18 protein-coding genes are annotated in these 17,594 nt (G+C 51.7%); 12 read left to right on the top strand and 6 right to left on the bottom strand.

Annotation, left to right across the window (positions count from 1 at the left end; translation table 11 throughout):
• Positions 1–197: 197 nt before the first annotated feature.
• On the bottom strand, positions 198–1,094 hold the full coding sequence (locus tag F3F96_RS06820; protein ID WP_176962499.1) for a delta-class carbonic anhydrase: 897 nt from the start codon (positions 1,092–1,094) through the stop codon (positions 198–200).
• A 126-nt stretch (positions 1,095–1,220) separates the two neighbouring features.
• Here F3F96_RS06820 and F3F96_RS06815 point away from each other — a divergent pair, with 126 nt between their 5' ends.
• The 3 genes from F3F96_RS06815 to F3F96_RS06805 all read left to right on the top strand — a co-directional run bounded on the left by F3F96_RS06815 (position 1,221) and on the right by F3F96_RS06805 (position 2,938).
• The gene (locus F3F96_RS06815) at positions 1,221–1,595 is read left to right on the top strand and encodes a SirB2 family protein (RefSeq protein WP_176962498.1); all 375 of its coding nucleotides are present in this window, start codon (positions 1,221–1,223) and stop codon (positions 1,593–1,595) included.
• Between the two features lie 77 nt (positions 1,596–1,672).
• Positions 1,673–2,230, top strand: a complete 558-nt coding sequence (locus tag F3F96_RS06810) for a thioredoxin family protein (protein WP_176962497.1) — start codon at positions 1,673–1,675, stop codon at positions 2,228–2,230.
• 192 nt (positions 2,231–2,422) lie between these two features.
• On the top strand, positions 2,423–2,938 hold the full coding sequence (locus tag F3F96_RS06805) for a single-stranded DNA-binding protein (RefSeq protein WP_176962496.1): 516 nt from the start codon (positions 2,423–2,425) through the stop codon (positions 2,936–2,938).
• Between the two features lie 396 nt (positions 2,939–3,334).
• Here F3F96_RS06805 and F3F96_RS06800 read toward each other — a convergent pair whose 3' ends face one another.
• Both F3F96_RS06800 and F3F96_RS06795 read right to left on the bottom strand, forming a co-directional pair.
• Positions 3,335–4,495: a PilZ domain-containing protein gene (locus F3F96_RS06800; RefSeq protein ID WP_176962495.1), complete on the bottom strand. Its 1,161-nt coding sequence runs from the start codon at positions 4,493–4,495 to the stop codon at positions 3,335–3,337.
• A gap of 138 nt (positions 4,496–4,633) precedes the next feature.
• The gene (locus tag F3F96_RS06795; RefSeq protein WP_176962494.1) at positions 4,634–5,332 is read right to left on the bottom strand and encodes a type 1 glutamine amidotransferase; all 699 of its coding nucleotides are present in this window, start codon (positions 5,330–5,332) and stop codon (positions 4,634–4,636) included.
• Positions 5,333–5,373: 41 nt separating this feature from the next.
• Here F3F96_RS06795 and F3F96_RS06790 point away from each other — a divergent pair, with 41 nt between their 5' ends.
• Positions 5,374–6,321, top strand: coding sequence for an anthranilate phosphoribosyltransferase (locus F3F96_RS06790; protein WP_176962493.1), 948 nt, complete (start codon positions 5,374–5,376; stop codon positions 6,319–6,321).
• Positions 6,322–6,324: 3 nt separating this feature from the next.
• The gene (locus tag F3F96_RS06785) at positions 6,325–6,879 is read left to right on the top strand and encodes a DJ-1 family glyoxalase III (protein WP_176962492.1); all 555 of its coding nucleotides are present in this window, start codon (positions 6,325–6,327) and stop codon (positions 6,877–6,879) included.
• A 105-nt stretch (positions 6,880–6,984) separates the two neighbouring features.
• Here F3F96_RS06785 and F3F96_RS06780 read toward each other — a convergent pair whose 3' ends face one another.
• Together F3F96_RS06780 and F3F96_RS06775 are read right to left on the bottom strand one after the other, a co-directional pair.
• A complete protein-coding gene (locus F3F96_RS06780) occupies positions 6,985–7,305 on the bottom strand; it encodes a heavy metal-binding domain-containing protein (protein ID WP_176962491.1) in 321 nt (106 codons plus the stop codon).
• A gap of 110 nt (positions 7,306–7,415) precedes the next feature.
• On the bottom strand, positions 7,416–7,742 hold the full coding sequence (locus F3F96_RS06775) for a hypothetical protein (protein ID WP_176962490.1): 327 nt from the start codon (positions 7,740–7,742) through the stop codon (positions 7,416–7,418).
• 99 nt (positions 7,743–7,841) lie between these two features.
• Here F3F96_RS06775 and trmB point away from each other — a divergent pair, with 99 nt between their 5' ends.
• From trmB to carA, 6 genes are all read left to right on the top strand, one after another.
• Positions 7,842–8,543, top strand: a complete 702-nt coding sequence (trmB, locus tag F3F96_RS06770; RefSeq protein ID WP_176962489.1) for a tRNA (guanosine(46)-N7)-methyltransferase TrmB — start codon at positions 7,842–7,844, stop codon at positions 8,541–8,543.
• A gap of 125 nt (positions 8,544–8,668) precedes the next feature.
• On the top strand, positions 8,669–8,944 hold the full coding sequence (locus tag F3F96_RS06765) for a hypothetical protein (protein WP_176962488.1): 276 nt from the start codon (positions 8,669–8,671) through the stop codon (positions 8,942–8,944).
• Between the two features lie 195 nt (positions 8,945–9,139).
• Complete coding sequence (locus tag F3F96_RS06760) at positions 9,140–9,508, top strand: hypothetical protein (RefSeq protein ID WP_176962487.1); 369 nt, start codon at positions 9,140–9,142, stop codon at positions 9,506–9,508.
• Positions 9,509–9,632: 124 nt separating this feature from the next.
• Complete coding sequence (uvrB, locus tag F3F96_RS06755) at positions 9,633–11,615, top strand: excinuclease ABC subunit UvrB (protein ID WP_176962486.1); 1,983 nt, start codon at positions 9,633–9,635, stop codon at positions 11,613–11,615.
• Complete coding sequence (locus F3F96_RS06750) at positions 11,608–14,904, top strand: DEAD/DEAH box helicase (protein WP_176962485.1); 3,297 nt, start codon at positions 11,608–11,610, stop codon at positions 14,902–14,904. Before uvrB ends, F3F96_RS06750 begins: the two co-directional genes overlap by 8 nt.
• A 78-nt stretch (positions 14,905–14,982) precedes the next feature.
• Complete coding sequence (carA, locus tag F3F96_RS06745; protein ID WP_176962484.1) at positions 14,983–16,098, top strand: glutamine-hydrolyzing carbamoyl-phosphate synthase small subunit; 1,116 nt, start codon at positions 14,983–14,985, stop codon at positions 16,096–16,098.
• Between the two features lie 47 nt (positions 16,099–16,145).
• On the opposite strand, the gene F3F96_RS06740 is transcribed toward carA, so the two are convergent.
• Complete coding sequence (locus tag F3F96_RS06740) at positions 16,146–16,790, bottom strand: hypothetical protein (protein ID WP_176962483.1); 645 nt, start codon at positions 16,788–16,790, stop codon at positions 16,146–16,148.
• 115 nt (positions 16,791–16,905) lie between these two features.
• Here F3F96_RS06740 and F3F96_RS06735 point away from each other — a divergent pair, with 115 nt between their 5' ends.
• Positions 16,906–17,565 (top strand): site-2 protease family protein, encoded by a 660-nt coding sequence (locus F3F96_RS06735; protein WP_176962482.1) that lies wholly within the window; start codon positions 16,906–16,908, stop codon positions 17,563–17,565.
• Positions 17,566–17,594: the final 29 nt, after the last annotated feature.

Raw genomic sequence — 17,594 nt, 5'->3', positions numbered from 1 at the left:
TTCAACCTGTTCGACAATGCTCAATTTAAAGCCCAATGTATAATCACGCTGACTTCGTCTGCGCCTTGCTGTTTCTTCCTTTCCCATAATAAGTCCTTTTTGTGTCAACTTATTTCAGGACGGGACAGTGGTAATAAAAAAGCCGCCTCCCGAGGGAGACGGCTTTGATCTTATGAACCAGATCGATGTAACGCTGATCAGTCGATGGTAGAGAGAAGATTCTTGTTCTGTACAAGGTTACGTACACCGTGTGCATGATCTTCGTTGAAGGTGTTGCCTTTGCACCACTTGCCAACAGTGTTGATGTCGACTTTGGCAACCTGTGGGCGAACGCTCCATGATACCTGATACGGAGAACCTTTCTCGTTGTAGCCGGGACCGGTGGTAGAACCTTCGTACTGAACAGGGGTACCGGTGTTGGATGGGATACCGGTTGGCTGATGCAGACCGTTAACCTTTTTGTGTTTGGTCAGCTTGCCGAAGTCCAGTGCATGTTTGTCGTTAACCAGAACATAAACCTGAGTCTCAACACGCAGCTGCGGGTTACCGATAGACTCGCTCAGGCAGGAACCCAGCGTCGGGCCAGGTTTGATGTCAGCAGTAGAGTGAACGTAGTGAACTTCAATGGTATCACCTGATGAGAGGGCACCGTGTGCACTCGGGCAGATCTCATGCTTGGCTGGAGCCAGCTCAGCAGCAGTCAGGGTGCCGTTGTATTTGTAGCCGCTCAGGTAACCATGACCATCGCCATTGCCTGCATAAGTGGTGAACTCGCCACCTTTATGCTCAGCATTTTTGTGGAAGTGGATGTTGCAGAGGTTCATCGCTGTAGAAGCCGGAGCCTCGTTGAAGATGCGGTTGTTGTTACCGGCTGGCGCATCAATGTCACGTGGTGACTGCGGGCCGAAACCTGCGCCTTTGGTGCTTTTTGCCAGCGCTTTGCGCTGAGCTTTGATTACTTTGTCAGCAACAGGGCCGTGTGCAGCAGTGGCATGTGCGTCACCGTGAGATTTTGCGTGTCCACCGTGATCACCAGCGAATGCCGGAGCTGCCAGCATAGCGCTTGCAGCCATTGCGATTGCAATGCGTTTCATAATTGTTTCCTCCCAGAAATTCGATTAAACCGGCTGAAATGCCGGCAAGGTTGTAATATAGTCCAGCACTTTCAATCCGCAAGATGCTTTAGGGCGGAAAAATTACACCGATAAAATGGGGCAGATTTGATCTCTATACTATTTCCAATTCATGCAGGCTGCGCGCTGATCTCGATTTCGCTGTTCATCTGGCGCGGTTTGATGATGTGGGTCGGCAGGCCGCTGAAGCGTCGTTTCTTGCGCCGCACGCTGCCCGACACGATCGATACGGTTTTTCTTGCCTCCGGCATTATCATGGCATTTCTACTGGAGATATCGCCTCTTGATTCGCACTGGCTGGCAGCCAAGATTGGCGGCCTGCTGCTCTATATCGTGCTCGGTGCTGTGGCGCTGAAGTATGGGCGTAGCAGAGTGGTGAAACGGGGCTGTTTTATTGCCGCAGTTGCTACATTTGCCTATCTGATGATGCTGGCACGCGGTATGGTGGCGGTGCCGTTTTAAGTTGGTAAGGTTTAACTGGGTACTTTGGGTGTCCCTGAATTTATGATTGATACTAATATAACGATAAGAGGTGAATGATGGCTCTGGTTGCTTCAATACATGTGGATTCCGGTTGGCAGATGCCGGAGATCAATCTTAAGGATGTGGATGGCAGTGATGTTTCACTGGCATCACAGCTGGGTGAAAAAGGGTTGCTGGTGGCTTTTACCTGTAACCACTGCCCCTACGCCATTGCCGTCTGGCCGCGCCTGATCCGGCATGCTGCTACCCTGAGAAAGATGGGCATCAACACTGTTGCAGTGAATCCCAATATCCATCCCGATTATCCGGCTGATGGCTTACCAGCCATGGCTGAGAAGATTGCCGAGTGGGGGATCGATTTCCCCTATCTGGCCGATGAGACTCAGGATGCAGCCCGTGCCTTTGATGCCCAGTGTACGCCTGATCTCTATATGTTTAATGCAGATGGGCGGCTCTACTACCACGGTCGCATCGATGACTACTGGAAGAGTGAGGAGCAGGTGACCCGTGAGGAGCTTATTGCAGCAGCCGAGCTGCTGGTGGCCGGTGAGAATGCGCCACAGCCGCAGCATCCGACCATCGGCTGTTCAATCAAGTGGAAGGAAATTGATTGAAAGCTGAATAAATGCTTCCTGCATTTCTCAGCTGGCGCTGCACAAAAAGCGTGGTTTTTGCGCGGCTCACAAATCAATCGTTTGCTTCGCGCACTTTTGATTTGCACTTCCGTCCTGGAAGTGGGCATGTCTATATTGTAAATTGATGGGTCTCTGCCTAGTGTGACACCTTCAATTTTGGAGAGGGATAATATGCTGAATAAAGCGATTTTGATTGGAAATCTGGGTGCTGACCCGGAAACACGTTATACACAGGATGGTACCTGTGTCTGCAACCTGCGCCTGGCGACAACTGAGAAGTTTAAGAACAGACAGGGTGAGCAGCAGGAGAAGACCGAGTGGCACCGTGTCACACTGTGGGGTCGACTGGGTGAAATTGCCAACCAGTACCTGACCAAAGGTTCCCGTGTTTACATTGAGGGCAAGATTGAGACCCGCAAATGGACCAATAAAGAGGGACAGGATCAGTACACCACAGAGATCCGTGCCAACGAGATGAAAATGCTCGGCGGTGGTGCCGGCGGCGGCGCTGGTGGTGGCAGTGCTCCTCGTCCATCTAACCCTTCACAGGGCGGCGGCAATCAGGGTGGCGGCTTCCCGACGCATGGTGGCGGCGGTGGCGGCAATGCTGCGCCTAAGGGTAATGACCCCTTTGCCAGTGCCCCTGATTTCGGCGATGTACCGATTGACGACGATATCCCGTTTTAAGTCGATTCATACGTTACATGCAAAAGGGGTTCCCATCGGGAGCCCCTTTTTTTGTTCATTGAAATTGAAGTGCAGTAAACCAAAGGCACTGTAAGTGAAATACTATTCACTTGTCCTTTCTTTGGTGGCACCAATCGATAGGAGTGTCGATTGGGACGTGTGAAGCACGCCCACAGGGTGAGGGCCATGGATGCCCTGAATCACAAAGCTACAGGATAGTAGATTTGGACGGCGAATAGCCGCCCGCAGGGTGAGGGCCATTGGACGGCCCGAATCAAAAGAAATGAACAGGAGGGCCAAGGTTTAAGGGGCCTCAATTATTTTGAATATTGGTTTCGGCAGACTGCTAGCGAGGGGATCAAAAAACTTGTTCCCAATAATCAGTAACGAACCTTTTTACGCTTCCGGAATAGGAGTAGTACTACTTGATGGCAGTGCATCACGCAGCTCTTTGGGGATATCGATCTCGTTCATGGCCACGATAATGGAGCGCTGCAGCCGGAAAATCTCCTGTTGAAGAATCTGTTGCAGGCCCCGGTCTGATTTTAACTCCATGCCCAGACGCAACATGCCATCATGATTCTGTTGCCAGCGTATCCAGCCGCTTGCCCTGATCCTCTCACCGCTCAACATGAATTCACAATCGAGCTCTTCACCACTATTGGGTACAGGTGTATCACTGCTCTGTTGGACAATAAAACCAAAGCCACTGATTGATACATCATACAGTTGTGCCTTGCCTCTGCTTCGGCCTTTATAGGAGAGTTTAACCCGGATGTTTTCAGCAACCTGAACACCCAGATTGCGCCGTTTTTCGACATAAGAGGGGGAGACATCTTCCATCTGCAAGGTGATGCTGCCGGGTTCATATTTAATAATAGAGGTGGTGATCTGCTGCTCACCATTGGGGCAGCTCAGGAATGCCCTGTTTTTTTCGGGATGGCTGGCATACACCTTGGCCACCTCACGATCCAGTGAGATTCGGATTTTATCTTTTCCTTTACCCAGCAGATGTGCTGAGGCGTTAATCGGGATACCCCGGAACTGGTTGAACAGACGAATGCTGCGGCTTTTGCACCATACCTCCAGCGATTCTGTGATTGCCTGCTGGCGAATTGCTTCGATCTCTTCACTGCTCATGCCATCATATTCGGAGATGCGATCTTCACTATTGTCGGGAAGACGTGCTGCACCGCGAATATTGCGTGCCTGTGCATCTGTCAGATAGTGCTCGCCAACCTCCATGACCGTATCCTGAATCTCATTAAAGGCGTGGATAGTTTGACGCAGATCATCGAGCTGAACCTTCAGGGGCAGTGCAGAGTGACCGGAAAAGAGTGTTTTCATGCGCCTGCTTTCGCACTGCAACAGCGCAGAGAGAAGCTGGGCGATGCTGTAGCCACAGTGCAACAGGTTAGCCACCGTTTTATCCAGTGGCTGCTTGGTCTCCTGCCGACAGATATGGCGCGCCAACTGAGCAATAGCCAACGGATGCTCGTCGCCGAGAATCGCTTTCAGCGCATTGACCATGGCGGCAAATTGCGCCGTCTGTTTCATTTTCGATTGCAGAGCCTTCCCCCTGATTTAATCTGTACTCGTATTCTTACAAGCAGGATATATGCCTAAAAAGTAAATATCGGTGAAAATAGCAAAAGCTAAAGCATGAGATGGTGAAACAGGGGATGGTCTTGGCAGTTAAACCCGGATCTCTTTTAACCAGCTGCTGACCATATCTCTGCAGTAGTGCTGCATCGATTCCAGGTAGAGCGATGTCTCTCTGTGCAGCAGGCTGATACCTTCGATGCCGAGGGTTTCACATTCACTTTCACCGTGCGCAATCCATGCCTCGATAATCGATTCATCCACTTCAACATGAAACTGCAGGCCGTACTGGCCTCTGCCCAGCCGGAAAGCCTGTGCGGGCACCTGCGGGTGGCTGGCGACAAGCTTCATGGCATCGGTCAGTGAGAATGTTTCTCCGTGCCACTGGAACACAGCCAGCCCTTCCGGCATGGCAGCGAAGAGGGCATCACCTTCACTCTCAACCGTGTGATAAACCGGAAACCAGCCCAGCTCACGAACAGGGGAGGGTATGATTTGAGCTCCGGCAGCTCTGGCCATGATCTGTGCGCCAAGGCAGATGCCGAGCATCGGCAGCTCTTCAGCAAGGGCCTGTTTAACCCATGCAAGTTCAGCCCGGATGTAATCACTCTGATCATTGGCCGATTGCGGGCCACCCATGATGATGCAGCCGTTAAAGTCGGCGAGCGAAGCGGGCAGTTGCTCTCCCTGATCGAGATGAATTGTGGTCAGGTTGTGGCCTGCTGCTCTGATCACCTCACCGATCAGGGCGGGTGGCTCGATATCGAGATGTTGAATCACGAGAAAGTGCATGTTGCTAGCATAGCAACTGGGTGATGTGGTACAAGTCGCATATGGATATTTCACCCCTGATCTCTCGCGTGGCACGCGGTAAAAACGGCTCACAAAACCTCACTCAGCAGGAGGCGACGCTTGTCTTTGATCAGCTTCTGGCTGTGGATGCCGATGAGCTGCAGCTCGGCGCATTCCTGATTGCCCAGCGCATGAAAGGGGAGTGCTCGGATGAGCTGGCCGGTTTTGTTGAAGCGGCACGTCTGCATATGGATGGTTTTGGCACGACGGTAGCACCGGCAGGGGCGGTTGATCTGCCCTGTTATGCGGGCAAACGCAGGGCGGGGCACGCCTATCTGGTGGCCGCACTGCAGGCGCGTGATGCCGGTATTCCTGTGTTTGTGCACGGTGTTGAAGCGATTGATGGGCGTATTACGGCATGGCAGGTGCTTAGAGATGCAGGTGTGCAACGAGCAGGTTCACTGGTTGAAGCTGCCGATCTGTTGGCAGCTGACGGCATTGTTTACACTGATCTGGCAGAGCTTTGCCCTGATCTGATGCGCATCTATGGCCTGCGGCCAAGGCTTGGCGTTCGTTCTTTCGCCAACAGTGTGGCACGACTGTTGAATCCGCTGCGCTGTGCAGGCCAGCTCAACGGTTTCTTTCATACCCCTTATGCCGATTATATGGCAGGTGCCAACACTCTGCTCGGACAAAATCGATCACTGATCTTTATGGGCGCGGAGGGGGAGCCTGAACTCTATGCCGATCGCCAGAAGGTGGTTGTAAAACAGCAGGGTGATCAGATCAGTCGAATCTCTTTTGCAGAGGCTGGTCTGCTCCCCTATCCGAAAGAGGTGATGGATCTCAATCTTCTGCACAAGGAGTCCATCACCATGTTACACAAACCGCTGGAAGGACGAGAGGCAGTTGTTGTAGCACGTATGCTGGAGGCGATGAACTGGGCATCATCAGGTGAATTTCCCGATGGCTGGAGAGAGGAGGAGTAGGTAATGATAAATGTACTGGTTCCATTTACTACAGGTGTAGAAGAGGTTGAGTTTGTCGCGGTGGTAGATCTGCTCAGACGTGCCGGTGTTGAGGTTTGTACTGCAAGTCTGGATGGCAAAGCGGTGGTTGGTCGCTCCAATATTACCATGGCGGCTGATGCCGCACTGTCTGATGTGATAAACCGGGATTGGGATATGGTGGTGCTGCCGGGAGGACTGCCCAATGCACATCTGTTGCGTGATGATGCCAATGTAAAAGCTCTGGTTGAGCGTTTAAGGGCTGAGCGCAAAACCATTGCCGCGATCTGTGCCGCACCGACTGCACTGGCTGCTTACGGCATCACCGGCGGACGACGGGTTACATCCTATCCTGCATGTCAGCCTGAGATGGAGGCGCTGCAGCCCTCATCGGTTTATGTGAATGACGCTGTGGTTGAGGATGACTTTCTCATCACCAGTAGAGGTGCGGGAACCGCAGTGGCGTTCTCCCTGCGCCTGATTGCACGGCTGTGCGGTGAGGCAAAAGCCGAAGAGATAAGCGTTTCAATTGTAGCTTGATTTATTCACCACGAAGTACACGAAGAGCACGAAGAATTAATTTACTCAACGCTTTCTTCGTTCCTCAGGGGATTATCTCTTCGTGATCTCTGTGGTGAGTTGCTTTTAACTAAGTGAAACTGCTGTGCCGCTGATGCTGACCATCATCATGCTGCCATCCTTGCCGACCACCTCATAGTCGAGATCAATGCCGACAATGGCATTAGCACCCAGTTCTGTGGCACGTGCCTCAATTTCGCTAAAGGCGATTTCACGGGCTTTGGCCATCTCTTTCTCATAGGCACCTGAACGGCCACCGACGATGTCGCGGACGCTCGCAAACAGGTCACGGAAGATATTGGCACCGAGAATCGCTTCACCGACAACAACACCTTTGTAGTCGCTGATGGTTTTTCCTTCGATGGTGGGGGTGGTACTTAACAGCATAGTCGCTCCTTTCTATCATATAATTGAACAGTTACTTTAATTTTAAATCTTTCAAATTTAGATGTTATCACCGTGTCATTTTCCATCATTATGATGGAGATGGTTTCAGGTTAAAACAGCCCGTCACCCTTACGATTGATTACCGCTTTTACCCCTTCAGCTGAGCAGGAGAGGCCTACAGTGGTCAGATCCAGCGGTAGCGAGAGTGGTTTGCTGAGATTCATGGTGCCCGAAAGTGATTTTACACCGTCGGTAATTACCTCATAGGGAATCTTAGAGCAGTCACCGGAGCCGACCAGAACAATACGGGCCATTTTACTCTCGCTGGAGATCACACCCGGTGTGCCGTGATCAATGACATAAGCGTACTCGGCTGCGGATGCAGTTGTGGCGGTAAAAAGCAGGGCTGTGGCTGCCAATAGAATTTTTCTCAACATGAACGTTCTCCCAGTTTTTTTCGTATATTACACATTAATGTGACATCCCCAAGACAGTTTTCTATTGGCTAACGCTTTTCAGGCCGTACCATGCGGCGCATGCGATTGTCCAAAGAGTTCCGTGATCAATTTATTCAACATGAGATGCGTACACACGGGCGCAAAAATGGCTTTGTGACCGATGGTCAGGAGGCGCGACTGCTCAAGTGGCTGCCTGTGATCGGTCTGCCCAAAGAGAAGACATTGGCTGATGCTGATCTTCCCGAGAATGCACCACTGGTGATGGAGATCGGTTTTGGCAATGGTGATTTTCTGGTGCATCTGGCCCAAACCCATCCGGAGTGGCTGCTGATCGGAGTGGAGATCTATCTGCCGGGTGTCGCTAAAGCGGTCTGTCGTATGGATGATGCCGGTTTTATTGAGCGCTGTCGTATTACCCAGCTGCCTGCCCAGTTTGTATTGACCAATCAGGTGGAAGAGGGGCAGCTCGACGGAATCTTTGTCAATCATCCCGATCCATGGCCGAAAGCACGCCACCATAAACGGCGTATTATCCAGAAAGATTTTGCAGCCCTGATGGTGACGCGTCTGAAGCCGGGTGGTTTTATCAAACTGGCGACCGACAAACCTGATCTGGCTGAGTGGATGCGTGATATTCTTGATGCCACACCGGAGTTAACCAATGTGGCCGGTGTTGGCGGTTTTATCGAGCGCGACGCGGATCGTCCAGAGACCAAGTTTGAACAGCGCGGCATCAAAGCCGGTCGTATCAGTCAGTTTCTGCACTACGTTAAAGGGTGAAATTCACCCTTTGCAGTGAGTTTTAAAGGGTTGTAGTTGGTGGTGGTGTGATCGAGTATCGCCGTCGATAACAGTGACTGCACCAGGGTTTTGGGACAGTTGTTGAACAGGAAGGAGGAGAAATAATGAAAATATTTTCAATGGTTCTGGCTATGGTGTTTGCGTTGTCGCTGAATGTGGCACCGGCTATGGCTGATTCCAAGAGCAATGACTCCCGCAGCAGCGATAGCCGCAGCAAAGATAAAAGAAGTGATGACAGCAGCAGTGATAGCCGCAGCAAGGTTAAATCTGACCGGCGCGATTATCAGCGCAGTGGTGTCGATACCCGCGACGTGCGTCGTCCGGACAATCGTAATGCCCCTGCAGACCGCACCTTTCCAGATTGGTGGCCGTTTTACTGATCTGAAGATATTCAATATTTATAAAGAGGCTCTGCTAACGCAGGGCCTTTTTCTTGCTATATCGTGACCTTATTCACGGTCACGGGTTGCGTTATATGCACTATGGGGTGGAGAAAAAGCATTACAGCTTTGCACTTACTCGCTTAGATTAATGCGACCGAATGAGAGATGTTTGCAATAACAAGGAGATTTAGAATGAAATATTTACTAAGCATGCTGGCGATGGTGTTTGCGATTAGTGTCAACGCAGCCCCCTCTATGGCTGATCCTGACAAGAGCCGTTTCGAGAACAGCAATAAATACAAAGAGATGATGAAACATGAGAACAATAGGGATAAGGATCGCCAAAAACACTACGAGAAGAGTAACAAGTACAAAACGAAACAGGTCAAAAGGGATCACGGTAGTGATGATAAAAGCAGTGATTCTCGTGACCACGCTAGCAAAGGGTCAAAATCCAATACGCACGCTGAATATGCCAAGCCGGAAGCTGCAAAAAGTAGTCCGTATGCTGAGCGCCTGAAAAGAGCGGCAGAAAAGCGCAACCGTCCAACCAGTCGATAAACAGTGCTGTAACAATAGCGCTGAAACGCTACAAATGATCAGGGGCTTTGTTCGCAAAGCCCCTTTTTTATGCGTTTCTTAAAACGGGGCTGGCGTCCTCTATCTTCGGGGTTATAGTTGCCTGATGCGTTTTGAACTTGCCGGAGATTTTGAGCCACGTGGTGATCAGCCACAGGCGATTGCAGAGCTTGTTACGGGTGTCGAAGCTGGCAGTCGTCATCAGACGCTGCTGGGTGTGACCGGTTCGGGCAAGACCTATACCATGGCCTGCCTGATCGAGAGAACCCAGAAGCCGACCCTGATTATGGCTCCGAACAAGACCTTGGCTGCGCAGCTCTACGGTGAATTTAAACAGTTCTTCCCCAATAATGCCGTGGAGTATTTTGTCTCCTACTACGACTACTACCAGCCTGAAGCCTATGTGCCATCGAGTGATACCTATATCGAGAAGGATAGTGCGATCAATGAGCAGATCGACCGCATGCGCCATGCTGCTACGCGGGCACTGCTGGAGCGCGAGGATGTGATTATTGTCGCCTCGGTATCCTGCATCTATGGCCTTGGCAGTCCCGAAGCCTATGCAGGCATGTTGCTCTATTTCGAGGTGGGGCGAGAAGTGGATCAGCGTGTTGCGATCAATAAACTGGTTGAGCTGCAGTACCAGCGCAACGATACCGATTTTCATCGCGGCACCTTCCGTTTGCGTGGTGATGTGCTCGAACTGTTTCCGGCTCATGCCGAAGATTTTGCGGTGCGTGTTGAATTTTTCGGCGATGAGGTGGATGCGATCAGCAGCTTTGATCCGTTGACCGGCAGGCGCATCGAAAGCCTTCATAAATACACCGTGTTCCCCAAAAGCCACTTTGTCACACCGCGTGATCAGCTGGTCAAAGCGATGGATGCGATTCGCGATGAGCTGGCAGAGCGATTGGCCGAGCTTTATGACCAGAACAAGCTGGTGGAGGCGCAAAGGCTGGAGCAGCGAACTATCTTTGATCTGGAGATGATTCAGGAGGTGGGTTACTGCACGGGTGTTGAGAACTATTCACGCCATCTCACCGGTAGCCCGCAGGGTAAAGCACCACCGACGCTGCTTGATTACCTGCCCAACAATGCACTGGTGATGCTGGATGAGTCGCATGTCACCGTGCCGCAGATCGGTGGCATGTTCAAAGGTGACCGTTCGCGTAAACAGACTCTGGTTGATTTCGGTTTCCGGCTGCCTTCGGCACTGGATAACAGGCCATTGCAGTTTCATGAGTTTGAGGCGGTGGTGCCGCAGGCGATCTATGTATCGGCCACGCCGAGCAACTATGAGCTGGAGAAGTGTGAGGGTGTGATCGTAGAACAGATTATCCGACCGACCGGCCTTGTTGATCCTGAGATTGAGGTGCGGCCTGCAACGAGACAGGTGGATGATTTCATCTCCGTGGCGGGTGAGGTGATAGCGTCCGGCTTCCGTGTATTGGCCACTTGCCTGACCAAACGTATGGCCGAGGATCTGACTGAATATCTGAATAATCTCGATATGAAGGTGCGCTACCTGCACTCCGATATTGATACCGTGGAGCGCATGGAGATTCTGCGTGATCTCAGGCTCGGGGTATTTGATGTGTTGATCGGTATCAACCTGTTGCGCGAAGGGCTTGATCTGCCGGAGGTGGCTCTGGTGACGGTGTTCGATGCCGATAAAGAGGGGTTTTTGCGCTCTGAACGATCACTGACCCAGACCATTGGCCGCGCAGCGCGCAATGTTGAGGGGCGGGTGATTCTCTATGCCGACAAAGTGACCCGCTCAATGCAACGGGCCATGGATGAGACCGAACGCAGGCGTGAAAAACAGCTGGCTTACAATGCCGAGCATGGCATTACGCCAACCACCGTCAAGTCGGAGATCAAGGATATTCTCGGTTCGGTGTATGAGCTCGATTACGCTCAGATTCCAGTGGTGGCCGAGGCTGAGCCGACAACAGCGGCTGATAAAAAGATGCGCATGCTTGAGCTGGAGCGGCTGATGACCGAAGCCGCTGCCGACCTGCGCTTTGAAGATGCAGCGAAATATCGCGATGAATTTATCTGGTTAAAGGAGCAACATGTCTATGGCTGAAATGCCGGAAATGACCGAAACAGAGATCCGTAGATGGGTTGGCAGAACGACTGCTAAAAAGGGCAAAGAGCTCTTTGAGCAGGGACGCATTAATGAGTTCGACCTCGATGATGAGGGGCTAAGTGTGCTCGCAAGTGTGCGCGGTGATGATCGACTACCATGTCAGGTGCAGATCAAACGCTCTGACGCAGATCTGATTGATAGTCAGTGCAGTTGCCCGATGGGTGAAAATTGTAAACATGTGGCTGCTGTCCTCTATGCGTGGATGGATGAGTTGGAGGCTGAAGAAAGTGAAGCTGTTGCCGCCCCGATCGGCCCCTTTGCCTTTGGGCAGTGGTTGGGTGCGCTGGAGAATGTTAAAGACGGATCAGCGCCGAGTACCGAGTATGCCGATAGTATTAAACAGCGACTGATCTATATCCTTGAGCCGGATGGGGATCAGGATATTCGCCTGCATTTTGTTACCGCCAGGCTTCTCAAATCTGGCGGTTACGGCAAAGCAGTGGCTTATGATGCTGCTAATATTCTGCAGTACAGTGTGCCGCAATATATCCTCTCTGTTGATGAGAAGATTTTACGGGATGTGGCTACCGATCGCTCCCTCTCCTCCCTGCGCGGTTATCGCATTAAAGGTGAAACGGGCTTGAGTGTGCTCAAACGGGCACTCTCTACCGGCCGTTGTCACTGGCGGGATAAAGATCATCAGGCTCTGAAACGCGGTGATAAACGTGGTGGTAAGTGGCAGTGGAAACTCAACTCTCGCGGTGATCAGCATCTCTCACTGCAACTGCCTCAGGATGAGGTGATTATACCGACCTCACCGCCGTGGTATATTGATGTGCAGTCGAATATTTCCGGCCAGATCGAGACCGGTCAGCCATCGGTGGTGGCTGAAATCCTGTTGAATATGCAAGCTGTAGAGCTTGATTGTGACGATGATGTGATGCGCAGAGTAGCTGAACAGCTGCCTGAAGATGTGCCCGGACCGGTGCGTCTGATTCACGAGCAGCGACAGGTAAAACCATTGCCGATTGTGAAACTACACACCAAAAAACTGGCGCAGCGCTGGGGTCACCGTACGCCGGATGTCTGCCATATCGTGGAGCTTATTTTCGATTACGATGGCAAAAAGGCGCCGTGGAGCAGTAGTCCTGAATCGATCCGTGCCATCAGGGGTGATCGGGTGATCGATTACCATCGTGATCTGGCGGTTGAACAGGATGCCTTCGAAGCCCTGGATGCAGCAGGTTTGATCTCGTTACCCGATCACAGATTGGCTGAACTCTATGATTTCGAAACGCAGATGTTCACCCTTGAAAATGAGAGTTACTGGCCTGAATGGATGCTCTATGAGATTCCTGAGCTGCAGGATAAGGGTTTTAAGATCGATATCGCCGACAATTTCTCTTTTCATGTTGAGCATGCCACGGGCTGGAAACTTGATATCAATCAGGGTGAGGGCAAGAAGGCCAGTAGTGGCCTGATGGGACAGGCATCACTGACTGTCAAACTTGCCGATGGCGAAGAGGTTGACCTGATCTCCGCTATGGGTCGCTGGGTAGGTAAACAGCCTGAACTTCTGGGGCGTGAATCACTGGCCGGATTGAAAGAGAAAGAGCACGTGCCGCTGCCACTGCCTGATGGCCGGTTCCTTTCGGCACCGGGTGAGATGGTAGCCAATATTCTCCACTTTATGCTTGACCTGTTTGCCGGTGACAAAGCGGAAAACACACTGCTCAGTGCACCGCAACTGCTGGCGCTGGAGGAGAGTATCAGCAGCTCGGAGCTGCCGGTTCAGATCAGCAGTAGCGCATGGCTGCAGCATATGAAACAGCTGGCTGATATCGATTCGATACCAGAATGTGTAGTGCCTGTGGGACTGCAGGCGGAGCTGCGTGATTATCAGTTGGCAGGGCTGAGCTGGTTACAGTTTTTGCGCCAGATGCAGCTGGGTGGAATCCTTGCTGATGATATGGGACTGGGTAAAACGGTGCAGGCGCTGGCTCACATCCTCAAAGAGAAAGAGGAGGGCAGGCTACAGACTCCGGCACTGGTGATTGCTCCGACTAGTCTGATGCACAACTGGCGGCGAGAGGCGCAAAAGTTTACCCCCGATCTGTCGGTGCTGGTGGTGCATGGCCCGACCCGTGCACAACATTTTGAACAGTTGGCATCGTATGATCTGGTACTTACCACCTATCCGTTGCTGGCACGTGATTTTGATGTGTTGGTGCTGCAGTCGTGGCATCTGCTGATTCTTGATGAGGCACAGAATATTAAAAACCCCCGTGCCAAAGGCTCACAATTGGTGCGTAAACTTAGTGCCACGCACAAGATATGCATGACCGGCACACCGATGGAAAATCATCTGGGTGAGCTGTGGGCTCAGTTTGATTTTCTCATGCCCGGTTATCTGCATGATCAGCGCGGTTTTACGCGTCTGTTCAGGAAACCGATTGAGATACAGGGTGATCAGGCGCGTCAGGATGCGCTGAATGTGCGCCTGCGCCCGTTTATGCTGCGGCGTACCAAGGAGCAGGTGGCACTGGAGTTGCCTCCGAAGACAGAGATGATTCGCAGCATTGAGATTGAGGGAGCGCAACGCGAACTCTATGAGAGCGTGCGACTGGCGATGCAGAAGCGGGTGCGCGATGCTGTCTCGGCCATGGGGCTGGCACAGAGTCAGATAGTGGTGCTCGATGCACTGCTCAAGATGCGTCAGGTCTGTTGTGATCCGCGCCTTGTATCCGGCATTGAACATGATACAGCACCGCCATCGGCCAAGCTGGAGATGCTGCTTGATATGCTGCCGGAGATGATTGAGGAGGGGCGCAAGGTGCTGCTCTTCTCGCAGTTCACCACCATGCTGGCACTGATCGAGAAGGAGATGATCAAACGCAAGATCGGATATGTGAAGCTGACCGGTCAGACACGTGATCGTGAAACGCCGATTGAAGCATTCCAGAATGGTGAGGTGCCACTGTTTCTGGTCAGTCTGAAAGCCGGTGGTGTAGGCCTGAACCTGACCGCTGCTGATACCGTGATCCATTATGATCCGTGGTGGAATCCTGCTGCTGAAGCGCAGGCGACCGATCGTGCACACCGAATCGGGCAGGATAAAGCCGTATTTGTCTATAAATTGATCACCGAGGGTACGGTGGAGGAGAAGATTCTCGAACTTCAGGATAGGAAACGGCAACTGGCTGAAGGGCTTCATGCCAACAAGGGCGAGCATCGGGCGTTGTGGACACCGGAAGATTTCGACATGCTCTTCTCACCGCTGGCGTAAGGTGATGGCAGTTTGGCTCGACTTTGATTTCGATTTTTTGTACCCTGCGGCGGGCTTAACAGTGAGGTGGTTTTAGCAATGGCAAAGGCGATTCTGGCACTGGCAGATGGACGAGTTTTTCGCGGTGAAGCATTCGGTGCGACAGGCAATACAGTTGGAGAGGTATGTTTTAATACTTCGATGACGGGTTATCAGGAAATTCTTACTGATCCATCCTATACCGATCAAATTATTACGTTTACTTACCCCCACATTGGCAATGTTGGTATCAACGATTCTGATATGGAGTCTGATGGCGTTTCTGTGCGCGGCTGTATTGTACGTGCACCATCCCGGACTACCTCCAACTACCGTGCCGAACATGATTTTAACAGCTGGTTAATGGAGAAGGGTATCGTTGGTATTGCTGATATCGACACCCGTGCTCTGGTTCGTCACCTGCGTGACAATGGTGCCCAGAATGGTGTGATTGCATCCGATGGTATGTCTGATGCTGATGCTGTGGCGATGGCCAATGGCTGGGATGGCCTTGAGGGTCGTGATCTGGTTGGTCAGGTGAGCTGTGATGCGGTGAGTCAGTGGCAGCAGGGTGGCAGCTATGATCTGGAAGCAGCTGCGTTCACCTCTCCTGCAACAGACAAACATGTGGTCGCTTTTGATTTCGGCTGCAAACGTAATATCTACCGTAAACTGGCTGATCGTGGACTGAAGGTAAGTATGGTTCCTGCCCAGACCTCTGCGGAGGATATTCTGGCCATGAATCCTGATGGTATCTTCCTCTCCAACGGCCCGGGTGATCCGGCTGCTGTCGGTTATGCGGTTGAAGAGATTCGTAAACTACTGGACTCGGATGTGCCGATCTTCGGTATCTGCATGGGTCATCAGCTGCTCTCGCAGGCGCTTGGCCTCTCCACCTTTAAACTGAAGTTCGGTCATCGCGGTGGCAACCATCCGGTTAAGGATGAGACAACCGGCAAGATTGAGATTACCAGTCAGAACCACGGCTTTGCTGTGGCTGATGATAATGTTCCCGACTCTGTTGAGATTACCCATCGCTCACTGTTTGATGGAACTGTCGAAGGTTTGCGGGTTAAAGGTAAGCCAATCTTCTCCGTGCAGTATCATCCGGAAGCCAGTCCCGGCCCACAGGATGCAGACTACCTGTTCGACCGTTTTGCTGATCTGATTCGTTAAGTGTTAGGAGTTAGGAGTTATTGGGCCTCACCCACACTCCTTTCCCCTCACGTTCCATCTCCATACAACTTCTGAAACTGCATCTCAGGTATCTGTACCGGCATCATCACACCGCTGTTGTTCAGCTTCTGCCATAACTTTTCAGCATCTGCCTTCTGCATGGGAGGGAAGGTGAATCGCCATGTTGGAATGGGCACGGTGCGCTGCTGATAGCGAAACTTCTTATCAACTCTGTTTAATCGCTTCTGCATGCCCAGTGCATAGTTCTCCTGATGAAAGCGACCAAGGCCGATTAGAAATGTATCTTTTTGCGCTTCAATGATGCTGATCTCAATGCCATGGTCTCGCCATATCTTACTGGCAAACCACGCCTCTTTGTGTGTTTTATAGAGCTGGGCATCATCAAAGGCGTGCATCGTCACCTCTTCCTGATGTTGGATTGTAATCGCATCCAGCCCCATCGACTTGAGCTGGCGTGTGAGTTCGTAGATAGCAGCTTTGGATACCACCCGGCGCGTTACCACACGCCACAGTTCATCTGTGCGATTACTCAGAGTATCACCAGAAGATGGTTGCGTGGGCACAGCCAGACGCACTTTGGCAGGGGTGGGCGCTGATGCCGGTTTCTGCCAGATCAGGATTGCAGCTAAACCAAGCAGCAGTAGAAGTGCGATACGAACGACCCTATTCATAGCGCTGATACTATAGGCAATGGCAAAAATTTCTCTGCTGATTTGAAAAGCGTGAATTTCCGACTCTTTTCTGGTCTACTGCCTGCTCAAAACTAAAGGGAGAGAAGTTACCGGCATGGATATCGATGCGATCATTCAGAAAATAAGTATATGGGCTCTGCCCGTGTTGCTGGCGATTATCCTGCATGAGGTGGCGCACGGCTGGGTGGCTGAGAAGCTGGGTGATAATACCGCCCGCTGGATGGGGCGCATCACACTCAACCCCATCAAACATATCGATCCCTTTGGTACGATCCTGATTCCATTAGGGCTGGCAATTGTCGGCTCACCGTTTCTCTTCGGTTATGCCAAACCTGTACCTGTCGATTTCCGTAAACTGAATAATCCCAAGCGGGATATGATCTGGGTGGCATTGGCAGGTCCGGTCACCAATCTTCTCCTGGCATTTGCCTCCACACTGCTCTTAGCACTGGTGATTCAACTGCCGACCTCCCTGTTCTGGATCATCGAACCACTGGCGCTGATGTGTCAGGCCTCGATCATCATCAATATGGTGCTCTTTATCTTCAATCTGATTCCACTGCCACCACTGGATGGTGGTCGCATTGCTGTTGGTCTGCTGCCGGGGCCACTGGCATGGCAGCTATCCCGCATTGAACCGTACGGATTCATGATCATTGTGGCGCTGCTGTTCCTAGGAGTATTCCAGAGTGTGATCGGCCCGATGGTTATGGGTAGCTCCTACTGGCTGATTGGGTTGGTTCTGCCGCTTTAGTTGTTAAGATATTTATAATTTTATATAAA

The sequence above is a fragment of the Mariprofundus sp. NF genome (assembly GCF_013387455.1).
Lineage (GTDB): Bacteria > Pseudomonadota > Zetaproteobacteria > Mariprofundales > Mariprofundaceae > Mariprofundus.
The sequence above is the reverse complement of the archived record's forward strand: the minus strand, read 5'-3'. Positions and strand labels throughout refer to the sequence as shown.